Source organism: Oryzomonas japonica, assembly GCF_008802365.1.
Classification (GTDB): Bacteria; Desulfobacterota; Desulfuromonadia; order Geobacterales; family Pseudopelobacteraceae; genus Oryzomonas; species Oryzomonas japonica.
Genome location: NZ_VZQZ01000003.1, coordinates 180,667 through 198,679 on the forward strand (window position 1 = coordinate 180,667; position 18,013 = coordinate 198,679).

Annotated in this window: 17 protein-coding genes; 6 read left to right on the plus strand and 11 right to left on the minus strand. The window is 62.0% G+C overall.

The window, feature by feature from the left end; all coding sequences use genetic code 11:
• Positions 1-7: 7 nt before the first annotated feature.
• Positions 8-613: a dephospho-CoA kinase gene (gene coaE, locus F6V25_RS06600; RefSeq protein WP_191966117.1), complete on the plus strand. Its 606-nt coding sequence runs from the start codon at positions 8-10 to the stop codon at positions 611-613.
• The gene (locus F6V25_RS06605) at positions 606-1,787 is read left to right on the plus strand and encodes a THUMP domain-containing class I SAM-dependent RNA methyltransferase (RefSeq protein WP_151127821.1); all 1,182 of its coding nucleotides are present in this window, start codon (positions 606-608) and stop codon (positions 1,785-1,787) included. Before coaE ends, F6V25_RS06605 begins: the two co-directional genes overlap by 8 nt.
• A gap of 101 nt (positions 1,788-1,888) precedes the next feature.
• Here F6V25_RS06605 and F6V25_RS06610 read toward each other — a convergent pair whose 3' ends face one another.
• From F6V25_RS06610 to hrcA, 11 genes are all read right to left on the minus strand, one after another.
• Positions 1,889-2,839, minus strand: a complete 951-nt coding sequence (locus F6V25_RS06610) for a M14 family metallopeptidase (RefSeq protein WP_151127822.1) — start codon at positions 2,837-2,839, stop codon at positions 1,889-1,891.
• Positions 2,836-3,813, minus strand: a complete 978-nt coding sequence (locus tag F6V25_RS06615; protein WP_151127823.1) for a M14 family metallopeptidase — start codon at positions 3,811-3,813, stop codon at positions 2,836-2,838. The genes F6V25_RS06610 and F6V25_RS06615 overlap by 4 nt, the downstream gene beginning before the upstream one ends.
• A 20-nt stretch (positions 3,814-3,833) precedes the next feature.
• Complete coding sequence (locus F6V25_RS06620) at positions 3,834-4,697, minus strand: transglutaminase family protein (protein ID WP_191966102.1); 864 nt, start codon at positions 4,695-4,697, stop codon at positions 3,834-3,836.
• Between the two features lies 1 nt (position 4,698).
• Positions 4,699-5,658: an alpha-E domain-containing protein gene (locus F6V25_RS06625; protein ID WP_151127825.1), complete on the minus strand. Its 960-nt coding sequence runs from the start codon at positions 5,656-5,658 to the stop codon at positions 4,699-4,701.
• 184 nt (positions 5,659-5,842) lie between these two features.
• Positions 5,843-7,291 (minus strand): circularly permuted type 2 ATP-grasp protein, encoded by a 1,449-nt coding sequence (locus tag F6V25_RS06630; protein ID WP_151127826.1) that lies wholly within the window; start codon positions 7,289-7,291, stop codon positions 5,843-5,845.
• A gap of 208 nt (positions 7,292-7,499) precedes the next feature.
• Positions 7,500-7,766 (minus strand): cytochrome C, encoded by a 267-nt coding sequence (locus F6V25_RS06635; RefSeq protein ID WP_149306656.1) that lies wholly within the window; start codon positions 7,764-7,766, stop codon positions 7,500-7,502.
• Positions 7,767-7,790: 24 nt separating this feature from the next.
• Positions 7,791-8,129: a hypothetical protein gene (locus F6V25_RS06640; RefSeq protein ID WP_151127827.1), complete on the minus strand. Its 339-nt coding sequence runs from the start codon at positions 8,127-8,129 to the stop codon at positions 7,791-7,793.
• 124 nt (positions 8,130-8,253) lie between these two features.
• The gene (dnaJ, locus tag F6V25_RS06645) at positions 8,254-9,387 is read right to left on the minus strand and encodes a molecular chaperone DnaJ (protein ID WP_151127828.1); all 1,134 of its coding nucleotides are present in this window, start codon (positions 9,385-9,387) and stop codon (positions 8,254-8,256) included.
• 101 nt (positions 9,388-9,488) lie between these two features.
• Positions 9,489-11,411 (minus strand): molecular chaperone DnaK, encoded by a 1,923-nt coding sequence (dnaK, locus tag F6V25_RS06650; protein WP_151127829.1) that lies wholly within the window; start codon positions 11,409-11,411, stop codon positions 9,489-9,491.
• Between the two features lie 176 nt (positions 11,412-11,587).
• Positions 11,588-12,172 carry a nucleotide exchange factor GrpE gene (gene grpE / locus F6V25_RS06655; protein WP_151127830.1) on the minus strand — a complete coding sequence of 195 codons (585 nt, stop codon included), beginning with the start codon at positions 12,170-12,172 and terminating at the stop codon, positions 11,588-11,590.
• Positions 12,173-12,214: 42 nt separating this feature from the next.
• Complete coding sequence (hrcA, locus tag F6V25_RS06660) at positions 12,215-13,246, minus strand: heat-inducible transcriptional repressor HrcA (RefSeq protein WP_151127831.1); 1,032 nt, start codon at positions 13,244-13,246, stop codon at positions 12,215-12,217.
• 205 nt (positions 13,247-13,451) lie between these two features.
• On the opposite strand from hrcA, the gene murI reads away from it, so the two are divergent.
• From murI to F6V25_RS06680, 4 genes are all read left to right on the plus strand, one after another.
• Positions 13,452-14,270 (plus strand): glutamate racemase, encoded by an 819-nt coding sequence (gene murI, locus F6V25_RS06665; RefSeq protein WP_149306650.1) that lies wholly within the window; start codon positions 13,452-13,454, stop codon positions 14,268-14,270.
• 3 nt (positions 14,271-14,273) lie between these two features.
• Positions 14,274-14,882 (plus strand): GerMN domain-containing protein, encoded by a 609-nt coding sequence (locus F6V25_RS06670; protein ID WP_151127832.1) that lies wholly within the window; start codon positions 14,274-14,276, stop codon positions 14,880-14,882.
• Complete coding sequence (locus F6V25_RS06675; RefSeq protein ID WP_151127833.1) at positions 14,879-17,305, plus strand: homocysteine S-methyltransferase family protein; 2,427 nt, start codon at positions 14,879-14,881, stop codon at positions 17,303-17,305. The genes F6V25_RS06670 and F6V25_RS06675 overlap by 4 nt, the downstream gene beginning before the upstream one ends.
• Positions 17,306-17,424: 119 nt before the next feature.
• A complete protein-coding gene (locus F6V25_RS06680; protein WP_151127834.1) occupies positions 17,425-17,946 on the plus strand; it encodes a hypothetical protein in 522 nt (173 codons plus the stop codon).
• The last annotated feature ends 67 nt before the right edge of the window (positions 17,947-18,013 follow it).

Genomic DNA, 18,013 nt, shown 5'->3' on the forward strand with positions numbered 1-18,013 from the left:
GTCCGGAATCCGCGTCATCGGTCTGACCGGCGGTGTCGCCACCGGCAAGAGCAGCGTGGCCCGCTTCTTCGAGGAACGGGGCGTGCCGGTCGTGGATGCCGATCAATTGGCCAGGGAGGCGGTCAAGCCGGGGAGTCCCTGTTTGGCCCGGCTTGCCGCGCTGCTCGGGGCCGGGGTGCTGCGCGGGGACGGCACCCTCGACCGCAAGCGCGTGGCAGGTATCGTTTTCGCCGACGCGGACAAGCGGCGGCAGCTTGAGGCGGTCCTGCACCCCGAGATCCGGCGTCTGGCGGAGGAACGCATTACCCGGGCCGCGGCTGCCGGCCAGCGAATAGTGATATACATGGCGCCGCTCCTGATCGAGGCGGGCGTCACCGACCGGGTGGATGAGATCTGGGTGGTGACGGTGCGGCCGGAGGTTCAGCTGGAACGGCTCATGGCGCGGGACGGCATTGGCCGGGAAGAGGCCGAACGGATCATTGGCAGTCAGATGCCCCTGGCCGAGAAGGAACGCCACGGCAGGGTCGTGATCGACAACAGCGGTACCCTTGAGGAGACACGCCTTCTTTTGGCGGAAATTTGGGAACAGGAGATAGCGGTACACCATGAGTGAAAAAAATCACATTCTGCGGCCCGGCCCGCGGCAGGCCCAGCGGCCCGATCCGAAGATGACCTGTTTTGCCGCTGTCCCCCGCGGCGCCGAGGAGATTGCGGCCCACGAGCTCGAACAGTTGGGGGTTGGGGATGTGGCCGCCGGACGGGGCGGGGTTTCGTTTACCTGCAACCGCGAGGGGCTCTACCGGGCCAACCTCTGGCTGCGCACCGCCAGCCGCGTGCTGGTGCAACTCGCCCTGTTCCCCTGTTCGTCCCCCGAGGAGTTGTACGCCGGGGTGCACGCCATCCCCTGGCAGGAACTGATTACCCCCGCCATGACCCTGGCGGTGGATTGCAGCCTGCGCGACTCGGCCCTGACCCACTCGGGTTTTGTGGCCCTCAAGACCAAGGACGCCGTGGTCGATCGAATTCGAGAGGCGTGCGGCAGCCGTCCCAGCGTGGATACCGCTGCGCCCGACGTGCGCATCAATGTCCACCTGTCCAAGAACGTCTGTACCGTCAGTCTGGACAGTTCGGGAGACGCCTTGGACCGTCGCGGCTACCGGCTGGAACGCAACGAAGCCCCCATGCGCGAGACCCTGGCCGCCGCCGTGGTCGCCCTGACCGGCTGGGACGGCTCAATCCCCCTGGCCGATCCCATGTGCGGCTCGGGGACGATCCCGGTGGAGGCGGCCCTGCTGGCGGCCCATGTGCCGCCGGGGCTGAAGCGCTCCTTCGGGTTTGAACGCTGGCAGGATTTCGACGAAAGGGTGTGGAAACGCTTGCTCAGGGAAGCGGAGGGCGGCATGCAGCGGCTCCCTCTCGGCCTGATCACCGGCTATGACCGGGACAGCCGGGCGTTGGCCCTGGCGGCCCGCAACGCCGCACTGGCCGGATTCGAGGGGCAGGTGCACTTCTTTCACGCCGCCCTGGAGGAGTTCCAGCCCGAGGGGGACAAGGGGGTCGTGATCATCAACCCCCCCTATGGCAAGCGCCTGGGGGATGAGGACGAACTGCGGGAGTTGTACTGCCAGATCGGCGATGTCCTGAAAAAACGCTGCCGGGGCTGGACCGGTTTCATCCTGACCGGCAATCTGGAATTGGCGAAATATATCGGCCTGAAGGCCTCGCGCCGGTATGTGCTCTTCAACGGGCCGATCGAATGCCGGCTGTTGAAGTACGAGATGTACTGATACCGGGAAAAGACCGTTTAGGTTGCGTGCGCCCCCTGAATGCGCCCATTATCCGTCCGGGGTGGTTGCCCGGGAACCGGTACTGAAAAGCGTTGAACCCCTCAGGGGGTCCTGGTGCAGATCCGCATCAGCAGGTCCCCCTCGAACAGCATCGGCTGGCGGCGGATGCCGGTGAGCAGGCCCGCTACCGGCGCGGTTACCCGGGTGCGGACGTTGCCGTTGAAGCTGTCGTAGATATACCCCAACTCCTGCCCTTTGTTTACCCACCCACCCAGGCTTTTGTCCGAGACGAACATGCCGGCCCGGTCGGCATAGATGCGGACGGAACACTCCCTGGTGAAGTAGAGGGCCTCCTGGTCCGCCTCAGCCACCTCAACCCCTTCCAGCACGCCGATCCTCCCCAGAAACGAAACCAGCCCCCGAAAGACCTGCTGGCAGTGGGGCAGTTGTATGGAGCCCGCCTGTCCGATTTGGAGGAGGAAACTCTGACCGGGCCAGTATTTCCAGGCATACATCAGGGTGGTGGTGAATACCGGGCTCACCGAGCGCTCCATGATGGAGGGCAGCCCGAACAGATGTGCGGTCTCCCGTTCCTCCGGGGTCGGATCGTAGAGGCGCACCTGGGGCAGCTCCTCGAAGTACAGGTTGGAACTGTGCAGGTCCACGCGGTAGGCGGACTTCTTGGTCGCCTCCAGCACGGTGTAGGCGATACGTTGGGTGGTCTCGCCCATCTGGTTGCCGGGGAACATGCGGTTCTGGTCGCTTTGGTCGAAGGGCCAGGCGCGGCGCAGGGTGTTGGTGCCCAGGACATTGACCGCCGGGATGATCAGGACCCGTTGCGCAAGGCGCAGTTTCGGATATCCGCCCCCCTCCACGGCCTTGAGAAAATCCGCCAGGCGGGCCAGGATGTAGATACCGTTGATCTCGTCGCCGTGCAGGCCGGACACGAACGATACCGCCGGGGTTCCCGCGGCCGGGCCGATCTCGTGGCAGGGGATGGTGAAGTCTTCCCGCAGCGGGGCGGTCATGAGTACCAGGTCGCGGCTGCTCATGCCAACCTCCCTTTTCTGGCCATGACCCGCGCCATGAGCGACCCCTCGTACACCAGCGGATATTCCCGCAGGGTGAAGAGGACGCCGTCCACCGGGGAGCGTACCTCGGCCAGGATGCCCCCCTGCAGGGGGGAAACGATGTTGCCCAGCAGCTGCCCCTTGCGCACGTCGGTCCAGTGTTCGATGACCGGGACGAACAGCCCCGAGGTGGGGGCGTTCAGGTAGTGGACGTTGCTGTCGTCGGCGATCAGGGGGAGGTGGTTGAGGGGCGGCAACTCCACGTCCGGGGCCAGCACGCCCAGGTCCTTCCAGAGGGTCAGGATGCCGGACATCACTTGGCGGCAGTAGTCGGGGGTGATGCGCATGCCGACCCCCATCTCCACCACCAGGCAGGGGGTGCCGACGCTGTTCAGGCTGTGGGCGACGGTGGCCTCCAGCACGGTCATGGCGCCGTGCAGCCAGATCAGGTCCAGGTTCAGGCGCCGGGCCAGGGGGACGAGGCTGTCGGCAAAGTCGGCGTTGATCCGCACCTGGGGAATCTCGCGCAGGTAGATGTTGCTGGCGTGGATATCGACCACCAGCGCTGCGCCGGACAGGTTCTCGCTGGCGGCGTGGGCGATCCGTTTCGGCAGGTCACCGTTGGGTGAGCCGGGAAAATTGCGGTTCAGGTCGGTGTCGAAGACCGGGATGGCGCGGGTCAGGGTGTCCAACCCAAGGGGGTTCATGGCCGGATAGAGTTCCACGGTCCCGGCCAGTCCGGCCGGGTTCTCCCTGGCCATTTGTTCCAGCCAGTCGGCGAGCAGTTGGCAGACGTAGAGCCCTTCCAGTTCGTCGCCGTGGATGCCGGCCACGATGGCGGCCCGCGGACCGTCGCCGCCGCGGTACACCGTGCGGCGGATGCAGAGCTGTTCGCTGTAGGGCATCTCCAGGGAGAGGATGCACGAGGTGCTGATGGCTATGGTGGATTCGGGCATGGCGCGTCGTTGCTCCAGGGTTATTGTTGAGATATGGACAGCCGTATCACCGGGTTGTCGCCCGCCGCATCCCCCTTGAAACTGCCACGCTGGGGGGCCGCATCCAGGTAGTCGCGCCCCACGGCCACGGGGATGAACAGGTCGTTGGCGAGGATCTGCTGGGTGGCGTCGAAACCGGTCCAGCCGCGGCCGGGGATGAACACCTCGGTCCAGGCATGGGTGGCGGGCGGAGCCTCCTCTGCCCCCTCCTCACGGGATGCCAAGTATCCCATAACATATCGCGCGGGAATTTTCCACGATCTGACGATGGCGATCAAAAGGTGGGCGAAATCCTGGCAGACCCCGGCTGCGGCGGTGAGGGCCTGGGCCAGGGTGGAGTGGACAGTGGTCACGCCGGCTTTATAACGGAGCACCGTCGTGATCCACTCCATGGCCTGTTGCACCGATTCCAGGACCGGGCGGCCCGGCTCATGGCACGGGAAGGCGAACCCCTGGTCCAGCCGTCCCAGGTTCGGGGTGGCTGGGCTCCGGCTCAGGATATAATCGTACAGCGCCGGGGTCGTGCGCAGCGCTTCCCTGAGCCGCTCCTGTTCGTCGCCGGGGGACAGCGGCTGGAAGTCGAAGGGATTTGCCAGGGTGTTTTCCACCTCGGCCCGCATGCGGGTTACCAGGCGGCGGTGGGGCTGGATGATGTCGAAGCAGGTGACCTGGTTGCCGTAATAGTCCCGGTAGCCGCGCAGCCCGGCCGTCGGCTCGGTTTCCAGCGTAATGCCCAACAGCCGCTGGTACGAATCTTCACGGGGGGTGAGGCGCAGTTCGACGTGGTGCTCGCGCACCGCTTCCGGGTACTCCAGAACGGTTTCGTGCTCTATGAAATAACGCATATCACGGCTCTTCCATATGGGTATCGAGGAAATCGGCCTGGGCCGCCTGGTTGAGGGCGGCGATGGCGGCCAGAAACTCCTCAAGGAACTCATGCAGGCCGGTGGAAAAGATCTGCTCCGCAGAATTGCCGGCCAACATGCCTTCCAGCCGCTCCATGGCGGCCGGAGAGCGTTGCTGGCCGGTGATGCCGGTATCGACCAGGGCCCGGCGCATGCGTCTGACCGTATAGGCCAGGGAACGGGGGAACTCCTGCTCGAAGATGGTGAACTCCACGACGTCCATGGGGCGAAACCCGGCGTGATATTTGCGGCGGAACGCCTCGTACCCGGAGAGGGACTTGAGCAGGGCCGCCCACTGATAATAGTCCAGGGCCGATCCGACCAGGCTTAGATCCGGCAGGAGCAGGTGATACTTCACGTCCAGGATGCGGGCGGTCATGTCGGCCTGCTCCAGGAATGTGCCCAAGCGGTAGAAGCCGAAGGCCTCGCCCCGCATCATGGTGGTGCTGGTCAGGCCGTGGAAACGGGCCACCTCGCTACGCACGAAGGAGAAAAACTGGCTGGCCCGCAGAGGGTGGAGCGGCGTTTTCAACTGCTGGTCAATATTCAGCCAGAGCTCGTTGATGGCCTCCCACATCTCCCGCGAGATGCGGTCGCGGGCGATGCGCGCGTTCTCCCGGGCCAGGCGCAGGCAGGTACGGATCGAGTTGCCGTTGCTCTTTTCGGCGGTCATGAACTGCAACACCCGCCCCTGGGTGAGTTGCCCCTCGCCGTACAGCCCGTTGAAGGCGGCCTCCGCCGAGGTGATGCTGAGCAGCGGCCGCCACTTGTCCCCCTCGGACATGTCCTCCTCGGCCTCCAACAGATAGAGCAGGTTGATCTCCATCAGGCGGGCGGTATCGCCGGCCCGCTCCAGATAGCGGGACATCCAGTAGATAGAATCGGCTATTCGGCTCAGCATGGCGTGTCCTTTGTGAATACTGGGAGGTTGTTGAAAAACAGCCATCAGGCCTTTGTCCTCGAAAGCCCTTTCGTGCGGCGTAGCAAAGCTCACGCCTCCTCGGGGCATTCTGCGGGTGCGACGATCTGACTGTGTTTGAACAACCTTAATTTTTCGACAGCCTGTCAGTGTGCGGCGCGTTTCCTTATTCTGCCAGGACCCAGGTGTCCTTGCTGCCGCCACCCTGGGACGAGTTGACCACCAGCGATCCCTTGGTCAGGGCGACGCGCGTCAAGCCGCCCGGCACCACGTTGATATCGTCGCCGTAAATGATGTAGGGACGCAGATCCAGGTGGCGCGCCTCCAACTCGCCGTCCATGTAGCAGATGTGGCGCGAGAGCTGGATCACCGGTTGGGCGATGTAGTTCCGGGGATCTTCCTGCACCTTGGCGGCAAACTCCTTGCGCAGGGCCGGGGTCGAGGCCGGGCCCATCAGCATGCCGTAGCCGCCCGATTCGCTGACCGCCTTGACCACCATGCGTTCCAGATTGTCCAGGACATAGGCCCGTTCCTCGGGGTTGGTCATCTGGTACGTGGGGACGTTGTGCAGGATGGGGGCCTCGGCCAGGTAGTAGCGGATGATGTCGGGGACATAGGGATAGACCGCCTTGTCGTCGGCGATGCCGTTGCCGGGGGCGTTGACGATGGCGATGTTGCCGGCCCGCCAGGCGTTGATGATCCCGGCCACCCCCAGTGTGGAATCGGACCTGAACACGAGCGGGTCGAGGAAGTCGTCGTCCACCCGGCGGTAGATGACATCGACCCGTTGCAGGCCGGTGGTGGTTTTCAGGTAGACCACGTCGTCCTTGGCCACCAGGTCGCGCCCCTCGGCCAGCTCCACCCCCATCTCCTTGGCCAGGAAGGTGTGCTCGAAATAGGCCGAGTTGTAGATGCCCGGCGTCAGCACGACGATCTCGGCCTGGCCCGTGCCGCGGGGGGATACGGCCCGCAGCGCCTCGAGCAGCAGGGCCGGGTAGTGCTCGACCCGGCGCACGCGGTATTTGGCGAAAAACTCCGGCAGGATGCGCCGCTCGATGACCCGGTTCTCGATCATGTAGGATACGCCGGAGGGGGTGCGCAGGTTGTCTTCCAGAACCAGGTACTTGCCGTCCTCGTCCCGGATGATGTCGATGCCGCTGATGTGTGTGTAGATATCGTGGGGCGGGTCGATGCCCATGATCTCCCGGCGGAAATCCTTGCCCTGGTAGATCAGTTCGGCCGGCACGACGCCGTCCTTGAGGATGCGTTGGTCGTGGTAGATATCCTTGAGGAACAGGTTCAGGGCGCGGACCCGCTGCTTGAGGCCCGACTCGATGATGCTCCACTCGCTGGCCGGGATGATGCGCGGGATCAGGTCGAAGGGCCAGATGCGCTCGATCCCCTCGTCCGAGTCCCCGTAGACCGTAAAGGTTACCCCCTCTGCGTGCAGGGCCAGTTGCGATTCGTGCACCTTGGCCTCGAAGGCGTTCTGGCCGACCGACTGGATGTGCTCCCAGAGCGGCCGGTAGTGCTCACGGGGGGTGAAGCCATCGGTATAGAATTCGTGGTAGGAGATGCGGGGTTTCTGGGATGTGTCGGAAGAGATGGCTGCCATAGCGCGCTCGTCTTTTGCGTGAGGTGTGTGCGGCTCGGTGAAAATTGAAGCAAAATCAGGGCCAAAACGAGATGCCGTTCAAAATGCAATGGTTACGGAACGCTCTGGCGCGGCGTCGGTCCGATGTCGCTCCGTGATGAGGGGAAAAGCGTCTGGATGAGGTTAAAAAATAGGCAGCCCCCTTACGTGGGGGCTGCCTGAAGGTTTGCTAGCGTTTCAGTTTGTGACAGAGCAGGCAACGGTTCTTGGGGGGGTGGTTGGGGGGGAAGGGAACCCCTTTTTCGTTGTGGCAGGTTTCGCACCCCTTTTCCGCTTCCTTTTTACTGCCGGTTTGGGCGAAGGTATCGTAAAACGGTTTATGCTTGTCGTCCAGAGGAACGAACTTGGTCTTCTCTTTGCCGGAGATGGCAAAGAATATGCCCAGCACCACAACGATGAGCCCGATGAACAGCCAGTCGCGTTTGTCGATTTTCATGAAATAACGTCCCTTCTCCTGGATTCAGTCTGATTTGATGAGTGAGAAGTAGATGATCACACCACCGATAACCAAGCCGCCGCTTATGAACGGCAGCAAGGATTTCAGGGACAGTTCCTCGCCGGGTGCCGGTATGGAGAAGCGCACGATGACGATGAAAGCGATCAGGGTGAACAGCGTCAGCAGGACGGTTTTTGACCGTTTGACGACGCCGAAGAAAAAGATCGCCGTGACGACGACCAAGAACGCCGGGTGGGTGAATATCTGCTTCAGGGTGAGATGCTGAATCGTATTCATCAGGTTGGCGGTTTCGAAGGGGCGCAGCGCCTCGGTCGCCTTTTCCGCCAGCTGCTGGTTATCCATGCATGCGCTCCGTTTCCGACAGGTTTGGACTCGATTCCCTGGAATAGTAATGCAAAACGGGATGCCCGGCAAGCCAATTTGACGCGGGCATCCCGTATTCTCCCCCAGATGGCGAAGTGCGCCGTCAGCTCAGGATAGCCATGACCTTGTCCAGAAACCCCTTTTTCAAGGGATGGACATCCTCGCCGCTGATCTTGGCGAACTCCTCCAGCAGGTCCTTTTGCTTTTTGTTGAGGTTGGTGGGGGTCTCCACCCTGATGATCACCAACTGGTCGCCCCGGCCATAGCCCTGAAGCGAGGGGATGCCCTTGCCCCGCAGGCGATAGACCTTGCCGGATTGGGTGCCGTCCGGGATCTTCATGGCTACCTTGCCGTCCAGGGTCGGCACATCCAGTTCGCATCCCAGGGACGCCTGGATAAAGCTGATCGGGATCTCGCAGATGACATTGTTGTCTTCACGCTGAAAGATGGGGTGCTCCCTGACGCTGATGGCCACGTAGAGGTCGCCGTTGGGGCCGCCTTTGCCCTGGCCCCCCTCGCCGGTCAGCTTGAGGCGCGACCCGGTTTCCACGCCGCCCGGCACCTTGACCGAGAGGGTCTTGGTGTCCTTGACGCTGCCCTTGCCGCGGCAGTCCGGGCAGGGGTTGTCCACCACCTTGCCTTCGCCGTTGCACTGGCTGCAGGTCTTGCTGACACTGAAAAATCCCTGCTGATACCGGACCTGGCCCGCTCCGCGGCAGGAAGGGCAAACCTTTGGCTCGGTGCCCGGTTTCGAACCGGAGCCGTTGCAGGTCCCGCACCGTTTGGCAAAGGGAACCTCGATTTTCTGCTCGGTGCCGAAGGCGGCCTCTTCGAAACTGATCTCCATGTTGTAGAGCAGGTCGTCGCCGCGCCGCCCCTGGGCGCGTCCGCGTCCGGTCCCGCCTCCGCCGAAGATATCGCCGAAGATGTCGCTGAAGATGTCGCCGAAGGGGGTGCCGGCCCCGAATCCGCCGCCGAACCCGCCAGCGCCGAAGCCCGCCCCGGAGACGCCGGCATGGCCGAACTGGTCGTACTGGGCGCGTTTCTGGGCGTCGGAAAGCACTTCGTAGGCCTCGGTCACCTCTTTGAACTTTTCTTCAGAGGCCTTGTCATCCGGGTTTTTGTCGGGATGATACTGGATGGCCATCTTGCGGAAGGCCTTCTTGATCTCTGCCTCGGAGGCGTTGCGGTGGACCTCCAATACCTCGTAGTAATCGCGTTTTTCGCCGTTTGCCAAAATAGTGTCCTTGATAATGCAACGAGCAGCGCCCCTTGGGAGAGGCACTGCCCGTGCTTGGTGAATTATGTGCTACCTGCTGATATTAAAAGTATTTTGGCTTACTTCTTCTCTTCTTTGACCTCTTCGAAATCGGCGTCAACGACCTTTTCATCCTTGTGTTTCGAAGCGCCGGTCTGTTCGGCGCCGGCAGCGCCTTCTCCTTCGGCCCCGGCCTCCTGGGTCTTGGCATACATGGCCTCGGCCAGCTTGTGGGCCGATTGGGCCAGTTCGTCGGTGGCCTTTTTGATCGCTTCGGCGTCTTCGCCTTCCATGACCTTCTTCAGTTCGGCGATCTTGTTCTCGATATTCCCCTTTTCAACGGCATCGATCTTGTCGCCGAACTCCTTGAGCGATTTTTCGGTGCTGTAGACCATACTGTCGGCCTGGTTGCGGGCCTCGATGGCTTCGCGTTTCTTGCGATCGTCTTCCGCGTGGGCCTCGGCATCGCGCACCATCTTGTCGATCTCTTCCTTTGAAAGCCCCGAGGAGGCCGTGATGCGGATGGATTGCTCCTTGCCGGTGCCCAGGTCCTTGGCCGAGACGTGGACGATGCCGTTGGCATCGATGTCAAAGGTGACCTCGATCTGGGGCACGCCGCGGGGTGCCGGCGGAAGGCCGGTCAGTTCGAAGTTGCCGAGGGTCTTGTTGTCATGCGCCATCTCGCGCTCACCTTGCAGAACGTGGATGGAGACGGCCGGCTGATTGTCGGCTGCGGTGGAGAACACCTGGCTTTTACGGCACGGTATGGTGGTGTTCTTTTCGATCAGTTTGGTCATGACGCTGCCCAGGGTTTCGATACCGAGCGAAAGCGGGGTAACGTCCAGCAGCAGCACGTCCTTCACATCACCCTTCAACACGCCGCCCTGGATGCCCGCCCCGATGGCGACTACCTCGTCCGGGTTGACGCCTTTGTTGGGGGTCTTGCCGAAGATTTCCTCGACCCGTTTCTGTACGGCCGGCATGCGGGTCATGCCGCCCACGAGGATAACCTCGTCGATCTCGCTGGAGGAGAGACCGGCATCCTTGAGGGCGGTGCGGCAGGGGCCGTCCAGCCTGGCCAGCAACTGGGCGCAGATCGATTCAAGCTTGGCGCGGGAAAGCTTCAGCGTCAGGTGTTTGGGACCGGAGGCGTCGGCGGTGATGAAGGGGAGGTTGATGTCGGTCTCCACGGAGGTGGAGAGTTCGCACTTGGCCTTCTCGGCCGCTTCCTTCAGGCGCTGCAGGGCCATCTTGTCGCCGCGCAGGTCGATGCCCTGGTCCTTCTTGAACTCGTCGGCGATCCAGTCGATCACCAGTTGGTCGAAGTCCTCGCCCCCCAGGAAGGTGTCGCCGTTGGTGGACTTGACCTCGAATACCCCGTCGCCCAGCTCAAGGATCGAAATATCGAACGTACCGCCGCCCAGGTCGAAGACGGCGATCTTCTCGTCTTTTTTCTTGTCCAGGCCGTAGGCCAGGGCGGCAGCGGTCGGCTCGTTGATGATGCGCAGGACGTTCAGGCCGGCGATCTTGCCGGCATCCTTGGTGGCCTGGCGCTGGGAGTCATCGAAGTAGGCGGGCACGGTAATGACGGCATCGGTGACGGCCTCGCCCAGGTAGTCCTCGGCGGTCTTCTTCATCTTTTGCAGCACGATGGCCGAGATTTCGGGGGGGGAGTAGCGTTTGTCGCGTACATCGACCCAGGCGTCGCCGTTATCTGCCTTGACGATCTTGAAAGGTGAAATGGCGATGTCTTTTTTGACCGCATCCGTTTCAAACTTGCGGCCGATCAGACGTTTGATGGAGTACAGGGTGTTCTCCGGGTTGGTGACTGCCTGCCGTTTGGCCTGCTGCCCCACGAGGCGCTCACCATTCTCGGCAAAAGCCACCATCGAGGGGGTGGTGCGGCTCCCCTCGGAATTGGCGATAACAACTGGTTCGCCACCCTCCATGATTGCGACGCAGGAGTTGGTGGTCCCCAGATCGATTCCGATTACTTTACTCATGACGGATAATCCTCCTTTTCATATCTTCCTGTAGAAATAAAACTAGTCATCGTTTTGGGAAAAAACAAGGGTATGGTAAAAAAAAAGTGAAGCGTGAGACGTGAATTGTGAAACGTGAATGGTGCAAACCCTTAAACCATTCGTTTTTTCCATTCACCATTCACCTTTCACCATCACTATTCACGATTTTCCCCTTTGATCTCCGTCGAGACGGACACCATGGCCGGGCGCAGCAGGCGATCCTTCAGCAGGTAGCCTTTCTGGTATTCCTCCACAACCGTATTGGGGGGAAATTCATCGGTCGGCACCTGGGCCATGGCCTGGTGGAAGGCCGTGTCAAAGGGGGCGCCGACCGCTTCGACCGGCGTCACGTTGAATTTTCGGAGCGACGTCAGCAACATGGTGTGGGTCATGCGAATCCCCTCCACCAGGGCGGGCAACCCGTCCTCGGAGGCATGGCCCAGGGCGCGTTCCAGGTTGTCCAGTACCGGCAGTATCTCCTCGATCAGCGACTTGTAGCCGTAATTGAGCAATTCCTCTTTTTCGCGATTGGTGCGTTTGCGCAGATTTTCCAGATCGGCCCGTTCCCGCAGGAAGCGGTCCCAGTTCTCCCGCGCTTCCTTTTCCTTGGCGGCGAGCTGCTCCTCGAGGGACAGGGGCTCGACCTCCGGTGCTCCGGCTGCGGTTTGGTCTGCGGCGCCGCCACCCTGGCCGGCGGCTTGTTCGGCGTTCTTCGGTTCTACGGTATCGTGCGCTTTCATGGTCGCTTATAATCCTTTTTCTAAGATATACTGCGTTTCGGCTCAGGTTTCCGCGAGCATCCGGCTTACCAGGCGAGCGGTGTAATCGACAATGGGGATGACGCTGGAGTAGCCCATCCGGGTGGGGCCGATCACCCCCAACAACCCGACGGTATTACTGCTGGTGACAAAACGGGATGTGATCAGGCTGACGCCGGCCGATTGGCTCAAGGGGGATTCGGAGCCGATATAGATCTGCACGCCATCGGCGGACATGCACCGTTCCAGGAGCTTCAGCAACTGTCCCTTCTGTTCGAAGGCGCGGAAAACATCCTTCATGCGACCGACATCGTTGAATTCCGGCTGGTCAAGGATACGGGCCTGGCCCTCGACGAATATTTCGTCTCCCTCACCGGAAACGGCCTGCTCGGTCATGCGCAGGGCAAGCAACATGAGGTTGTCGTACTGCATCTTCTCGGTGTGCATCTCTTCCAGAATGCGTTTCCGGGCCTGGGAGATGGTCAACCCCTGCATCAACTCGTTCAGGTAATTACCCATGGTGATCAGATCGGACTGGGAAAATTCCGTATCGCTTTCCACCAGGCGGTTTTGCACCGTGCCGTTGCTGGATACCAGGATCGCCAGCACCTTGTGGCTCCCGATGCGGATGAATTCGATGTGGCGGAACACGTCTGAAGTGAAGCTGGGCGCCACGACGATACCCATATAATTGGAGAGTGACGACAGGGTGCGGCTGGTCTCTTTGAGAATCCCCAGAAGCCCGGCCCCGGCTTCGCGACAGCGGCGTATGATCAGTTTTTTTTCGTCACGGCTGACCTGCCGAAGCGCTACCAGGGAGTCCACGTAGAGTCGATAGGCTTTTTCGGTCGGCACCCGGCCGGCCGAGGTGTGGGGCGAGGTCAAAAGTCCCATCTCTTCGAGGTTGGCCATGACGTTTCTGATGGTGGCCGTCGAGAGGGGCAGGGCGTGTCTGCGCGCCACGGAACCGCTGCCGACCGGTTCGGCGGTGGCGATGTAATCCTCGACAATCGCTTCAAGTATCTGTCTACTTCTGGTTGACAGTTCCACGTCCATGGCCAAACCTCAAAAAAATAGCACTCAACATCAGGGAGTGCTAGTTCTTGATTTCAAGGTAATAAGTGGTTCCTGATTTGTCAAGGACAATAAGAAGTATTCCGGCGATTGCGCCGGTCCGTCAAATGGCTTGCCTCGGAAAGAGAAACGAGTATATAATTCAAAATTCATCAGCGTTTAGGGGCTATTCGGGAGGAGTTCAGGCGTGTCTTGGCAGGCCATCGGCATATTCGATTCAGGGGTGGGGGGGCTGACGGTGCTGCGCGAGATCATCCGGACGCTGCCCCAGGAAGATACCATCTACTTTGGCGACACTGCCCGGGTGCCCTATGGCACCAAGTCACCCGAAACGGTGACCCGGTACGCCCACGAAATCACGTCGTTCCTGTGCCGGCGGGATATCAAGCTGCTGGTCGTGGCCTGCAACACCGTTTCCGCCGTAGCGCTTCCCGGGCTTAAACGACAGTTCTCGCTCCCGGTTGTGGGGGTGATCGAGCCGGGGGCGCGCCGGGCGGTCGAAGTGACCCGCAGTGGTCGGGTAGGGGTGATCGGCACTGCCGGGACCATCCGGAGCAGCGCCTATACCCGCGCCATCAAGCGCCTCAAGCCCGACGCCTGTGTGCTGACCCGCGCCTGCCCGTTGTTCGTCCCCCTGGCTGAGGAGGGGTGGACCGACAATCAGGTGGCGCGCCTTACGGCCGAGAGCTACCTGCGCGAACTCAAGGAAGCCGGGATCGATACCCTGGTGTTGGGCTGCACCCACTACCCGCTGCTCAAACCGCTCATCGCCGACATCATGGGGCCGGACGTCACCCTGGTGGACTCGGCTGAAGAGACCGCACGGACCGTGGCCGCCATTCTGGCCGACAAGCACCTCCTGCGCCCTGCCGCGGAGGAGGGAAATCATCACTACTATGTCAGCGATATCCCGGCCGGATTCATCCGGGTGGGGAACCGTTTCCTGGGGGGGCGCCTGGGGGATGTGTATCAGGTGGACCTTGACAAAGACGGAGAGGAGTGCTGACCCATGCCATTGGTCCGGCGAAAACGTGTCAATATTGGCCTGGTACTGCCGTTTCTGGTGATCGCCCTGGCGTTCGGGTGGATGCTCTGGCAAAAGTACCAAACCAGCTACAAGATTCCTGCGACCCCGCAAACCAAGCAACATTCGGGTACGCGAACGGTGGTGTTGTTCTTTGTGGCCGACGGCAATCGATTGGCGCGCGAGGCCCGGGAGCTGGAGTCGTGCAACGAAACCGGGGCCTGCATCAAAAATACGCTGGATGCCCTTTTGAGCGGTCCCCTGGGGGACTATGACGAAGCCCTGCCGGAAAACACGAGTTTGAACAGTGTGCGCATAGAAGGTGGTACGGCCGTTGTCGATCTGAGTCGGGAGTTTGCCGTGGACCTGCCGTCCGGCAGCTCTGCGGAGATGTTGGCCGTGTATTCCATCGTCGATACGGTCAGTGCCAATTACCCCCAGATCAGTCGGGTGAAGCTGACAGTAGAGGGGAATAGCTCGACAGTGCTCAACCATCTGGATCTGTCCGCCCCCCTGGCGCCGGACTATTCTCTGGAACAAGCGTCCGGACAGGCCCCGGCCGTCGCACCATCCACACCGAAAAAGGGAAAATGATGAAGCCATTCCTCGAAGCCATCCAAGAAAAGGTGCTTATTCTCGACGGGGCCATGGGCACCATGCTCCAGGAACGGGGTTTGAGGCCGGGGCAGTCCCCGGAGGAGCTCAACCTGACCATGCCGGAGGTTGTTGCGTCGGTGCACCGTGATTATGTGGAGGCCGGGGCCGATATCATCATAACCAATACCTTCGGCGGCAGCCGTTTCAAGCTGGCCCACTACGGCCTGGAGGGACGGTTGGCCGAGATCAATGCCCGCGCCGTCCAGATCGCCCGCAAGGAAGCGGGCGGCAGGGCGTACGTGGGCGGTTCCATCGGTCCCACCGGGCAATTCGTGGAGCCTTTGGGCGAGGTCCCCTTCGACGAGATGAAGGCCGCCTTTCGCGAACAGGCGGCGGCGCTGATCGACGCCGGGGCCGACCTGCTCAGTCTGGAGACGTTTCTGGACATCAAGGAGTGCCGCTCCGCCCTGATCGCCATCCGCGAGGTCTCCGGGACGATTCCGGTCATCGCCATGCTGACCTTCGACGACAACGGCCGCTCGGTGCTGGGTACGCCGCCCGAGTCCGCCGCCATCACCCTGACCGCTGCCGGCGCCGATATCATAGGTTCCAACTGCGGCCTGGGGGTGGAGGGCATCTACGATATCCTCTGCAGGATGCGCACGGTGACCCATCTGCCGCTGATCTCCCAGGCCAACGCCGGTTTGCCGCGACTCATCGACGGCGTCACGGTCTTTCCCGGGACACCGCAGGAGATGGCCGCCTATCACGAGCGGATGATCGGGATGGGGGTACGGGTGATCGGTGGCTGCTGCGGCACCACGCCTGCCCATATCCGCGTCATGAAAGCGGCGCTCGGCACGATGCAGCAGCCATGGCAGCCGCGCCCGGAATCGACCGGCGTGACGTTCCTTTCCAGCCGTTCCGGCTGGACGGCGGCGGGGGGCGGCGGCAAGACCGCCATCATCGGTGAGCGCATCAATCCTACCGGGAAAAAGGTCTACTCCCAGGAACTCCTGGACGGCAAGGTGGCCTACATCCGCCGCGAGGCCATGGAACAGGTCGCCGCCGGAGCGACCCTGCTGGACGTGAACGTCGGGGCGCCGGGCATCGACGAGCCGGCCGCCATGGAGCGTGCCGTGTTCTGCGCCGCCGCTGCCGCCGGTGTGCCGCTGGTGCTGGATTCCTCCAGCCCGGCTGCCCTGGAGCGGGGGCTCAAGGCGGCCGACGGCAAGGTCCTGATCAACTCGGTTTCCGGGGAGGCCAAGAGCCTGCGCCGTGTGCTGCCCCTGGCCAAAAAGTACGGGGCCGCCGTGATCGGCCTGGCCCTGGACCAGAAGGGGATCCCCGATACCGCCGAGGGGCGGCTGGCCATCGCCCGCCGCATCCGTAACGCCGCCCGGCGGTACGGCATCCCGGACGCCGATATCATCATCGACTGCCTGACCCTGACGGTCAGCGCCGAGCAGAAACGGGCCGCCGAAACCCTGCGGGCCATCCGGCTGGTCAAACAGAAACTGGGGCTCGCCACGGTGCTGGGGGTCAGCAACATCTCATTCGGCCTGCCGCAACGGCCGTTGATCTCGTCGGCATTCTTCGCCATGGCCATGGAGGCCGGGCTGGATGCCGCCATCATCAACCCCAAGGACGGCGCCATGATGGCGGCTTGGCGCTCGGCCATGGTCCTCCTGAACCGCGATCACCAGGCAGCGGTCTATATCGAAGCCTACCGCGGCGAACAGGCAGCGGCAACAGTTCAGGCGGCCACGGCATCCGGCGCCCCGCTTTCCATCCGCGAACGGCTTTCCCGGGCGGTCATCGACGGCGACCGGGACGGCATCGTTCCCCTGGTGGAGGAGGCTCTGCGGGAAGGGCTGGCCCCGATGCAGGTCAGCAGCGAGGGCTTTTTGCCCGGTCTTGAGGAGGTGGGGCGGCGCTTTGAGAAGAATATCTTCTTCCTGCCCCAGGTCATGCAGGCGGCCGACACCATGCAGGCCGGTTTCGTCCGCCTGAAAGAGGAGATGAAGGGGCAGGCGTTCGAGAGCCGCGGCCGCATCCTGATGGCCACCGTGGAGGGCGACATCCACGACATCGGCAAGAACATCGTCTGTACCCTGCTGGAAAATCACGGCTTCGAGGTCTTCGATATCGGCAAGAACGTAGCGGCAGCCACCATCATCGCCAAGGCAAAGGAGTACGCCGTCGACGCGGTGGGACTCTCGGCCCTGATGACCACCACCATGTCCGAGATGGACAATGTGATCAAACGGCTCAAAGCAGCCGGGGTAAAGACCTTTACCATGGTGGGTGGGGCGGTGGTGACCCAGGAATACGCCGACAAAATCGGCGCCGATCTCTATGCCCGCGACGCCATGGAGGCGGTTGCCAGGATCAAGCAGTTGCTGGGCGCCGAGGGGTGATTTTGTTGTGGTGATTTGGCGGGGAGTTCTTTTTGAATCAACTATTTAACATGTTGCAGTTACTGGGGCTTTTGTGGTAACGTCAGGTTGATTCCGTTATTTCGCGTACGGGTTTGCTCATGGTTCTGGGATTCAATCACAACGTCATGTATAAGGGAGAGGTCTTCCACGTCCAAACCGAGGACAGTGGTGTCTCCTCTCCCCACATCATTACCCTGCTCTACCGGGGGGGAGTCATCCTCTGCTCCAAGAAGACCAGTTACGCCGACATCCTGAAGATAGAGAACCTTGAATCCGTGGTGGAAGAGTTGATGAAGGATCAGCACAAGGAGATGATGCGGCGCCTCAAATCGGGGGAATTCGACCAGCGCGCCTTTCAGGCCCCTTCTTCCCGGGCAGGGGCTGTCGCCGACAAGTCGCCCGTTCCCTCGGCAGCTGCGGATTCCGAGCTCCTTTCTGCGCCGCTCGCCTCTCAATCCCCGTCAGCCGCGAAAGCCGATATCTCGCTCCTGTTCGCAGCGCCTGTGCCGCAACAGGGCGGCGCCGCCTCGCAGGAAGCGGCCGACCGCGACAAAGCCGCGAAAGAGGTGGTCAAGCTTGACGACGCCATCCTTTCGTTTTTCGGTGCCAATGACAAATAATCCTGGCCGTGGGGGCTTTACCTCAAACGGACGGTCACGTAGGGCCCTTCGGCCGCAACAGCGACGT

Bases quoted from the DNA above. Each gene is read 5' to 3' on its own strand.
- F6V25_RS06605 (WP_151127821.1), top strand. From the start codon at position 606: ATGAGTGAAAAAAATCACATTCTGCGGCCCGGCCCGCGGCAGGCCCAG.
- F6V25_RS06610 (WP_151127822.1), bottom strand. From the start codon at position 2,839: ATGAGCAGCCGCGACCTGGTACTCATGACCGCCCCGCTGCGGGAAGAC.
- F6V25_RS06615 (WP_151127823.1), bottom strand. From the start codon at position 3,813: ATGCCCGAATCCACCATAGCCATCAGCACCTCGTGCATCCTCTCCCTG.
- F6V25_RS06620 (WP_191966102.1), bottom strand. From the start codon at position 4,697: ATGCGTTATTTCATAGAGCACGAAACCGTTCTGGAGTACCCGGAAGCG.
- F6V25_RS06625 (WP_151127825.1), bottom strand. From the start codon at position 5,658: ATGCTGAGCCGAATAGCCGATTCTATCTACTGGATGTCCCGCTATCTG.
- F6V25_RS06630 (WP_151127826.1), bottom strand. From the start codon at position 7,291: ATGGCAGCCATCTCTTCCGACACATCCCAGAAACCCCGCATCTCCTAC.
- F6V25_RS06635 (WP_149306656.1), bottom strand. From the start codon at position 7,766: ATGAAAATCGACAAACGCGACTGGCTGTTCATCGGGCTCATCGTTGTG.
- F6V25_RS06640 (WP_151127827.1), bottom strand. From the start codon at position 8,129: ATGGATAACCAGCAGCTGGCGGAAAAGGCGACCGAGGCGCTGCGCCCC.
- dnaK (WP_151127829.1), bottom strand. From the start codon at position 11,411: ATGAGTAAAGTAATCGGAATCGATCTGGGGACCACCAACTCCTGCGTC.
- grpE (WP_151127830.1), bottom strand. From the start codon at position 12,172: ATGAAAGCGCACGATACCGTAGAACCGAAGAACGCCGAACAAGCCGCC.
- hrcA (WP_151127831.1), bottom strand. From the start codon at position 13,246: ATGGACGTGGAACTGTCAACCAGAAGTAGACAGATACTTGAAGCGATT.
- F6V25_RS06670 (WP_151127832.1), top strand. From the start codon at position 14,274: ATGCCATTGGTCCGGCGAAAACGTGTCAATATTGGCCTGGTACTGCCG.
- F6V25_RS06675 (WP_151127833.1), top strand. From the start codon at position 14,879: ATGATGAAGCCATTCCTCGAAGCCATCCAAGAAAAGGTGCTTATTCTC.
- F6V25_RS06680 (WP_151127834.1), top strand. From the start codon at position 17,425: ATGGTTCTGGGATTCAATCACAACGTCATGTATAAGGGAGAGGTCTTC.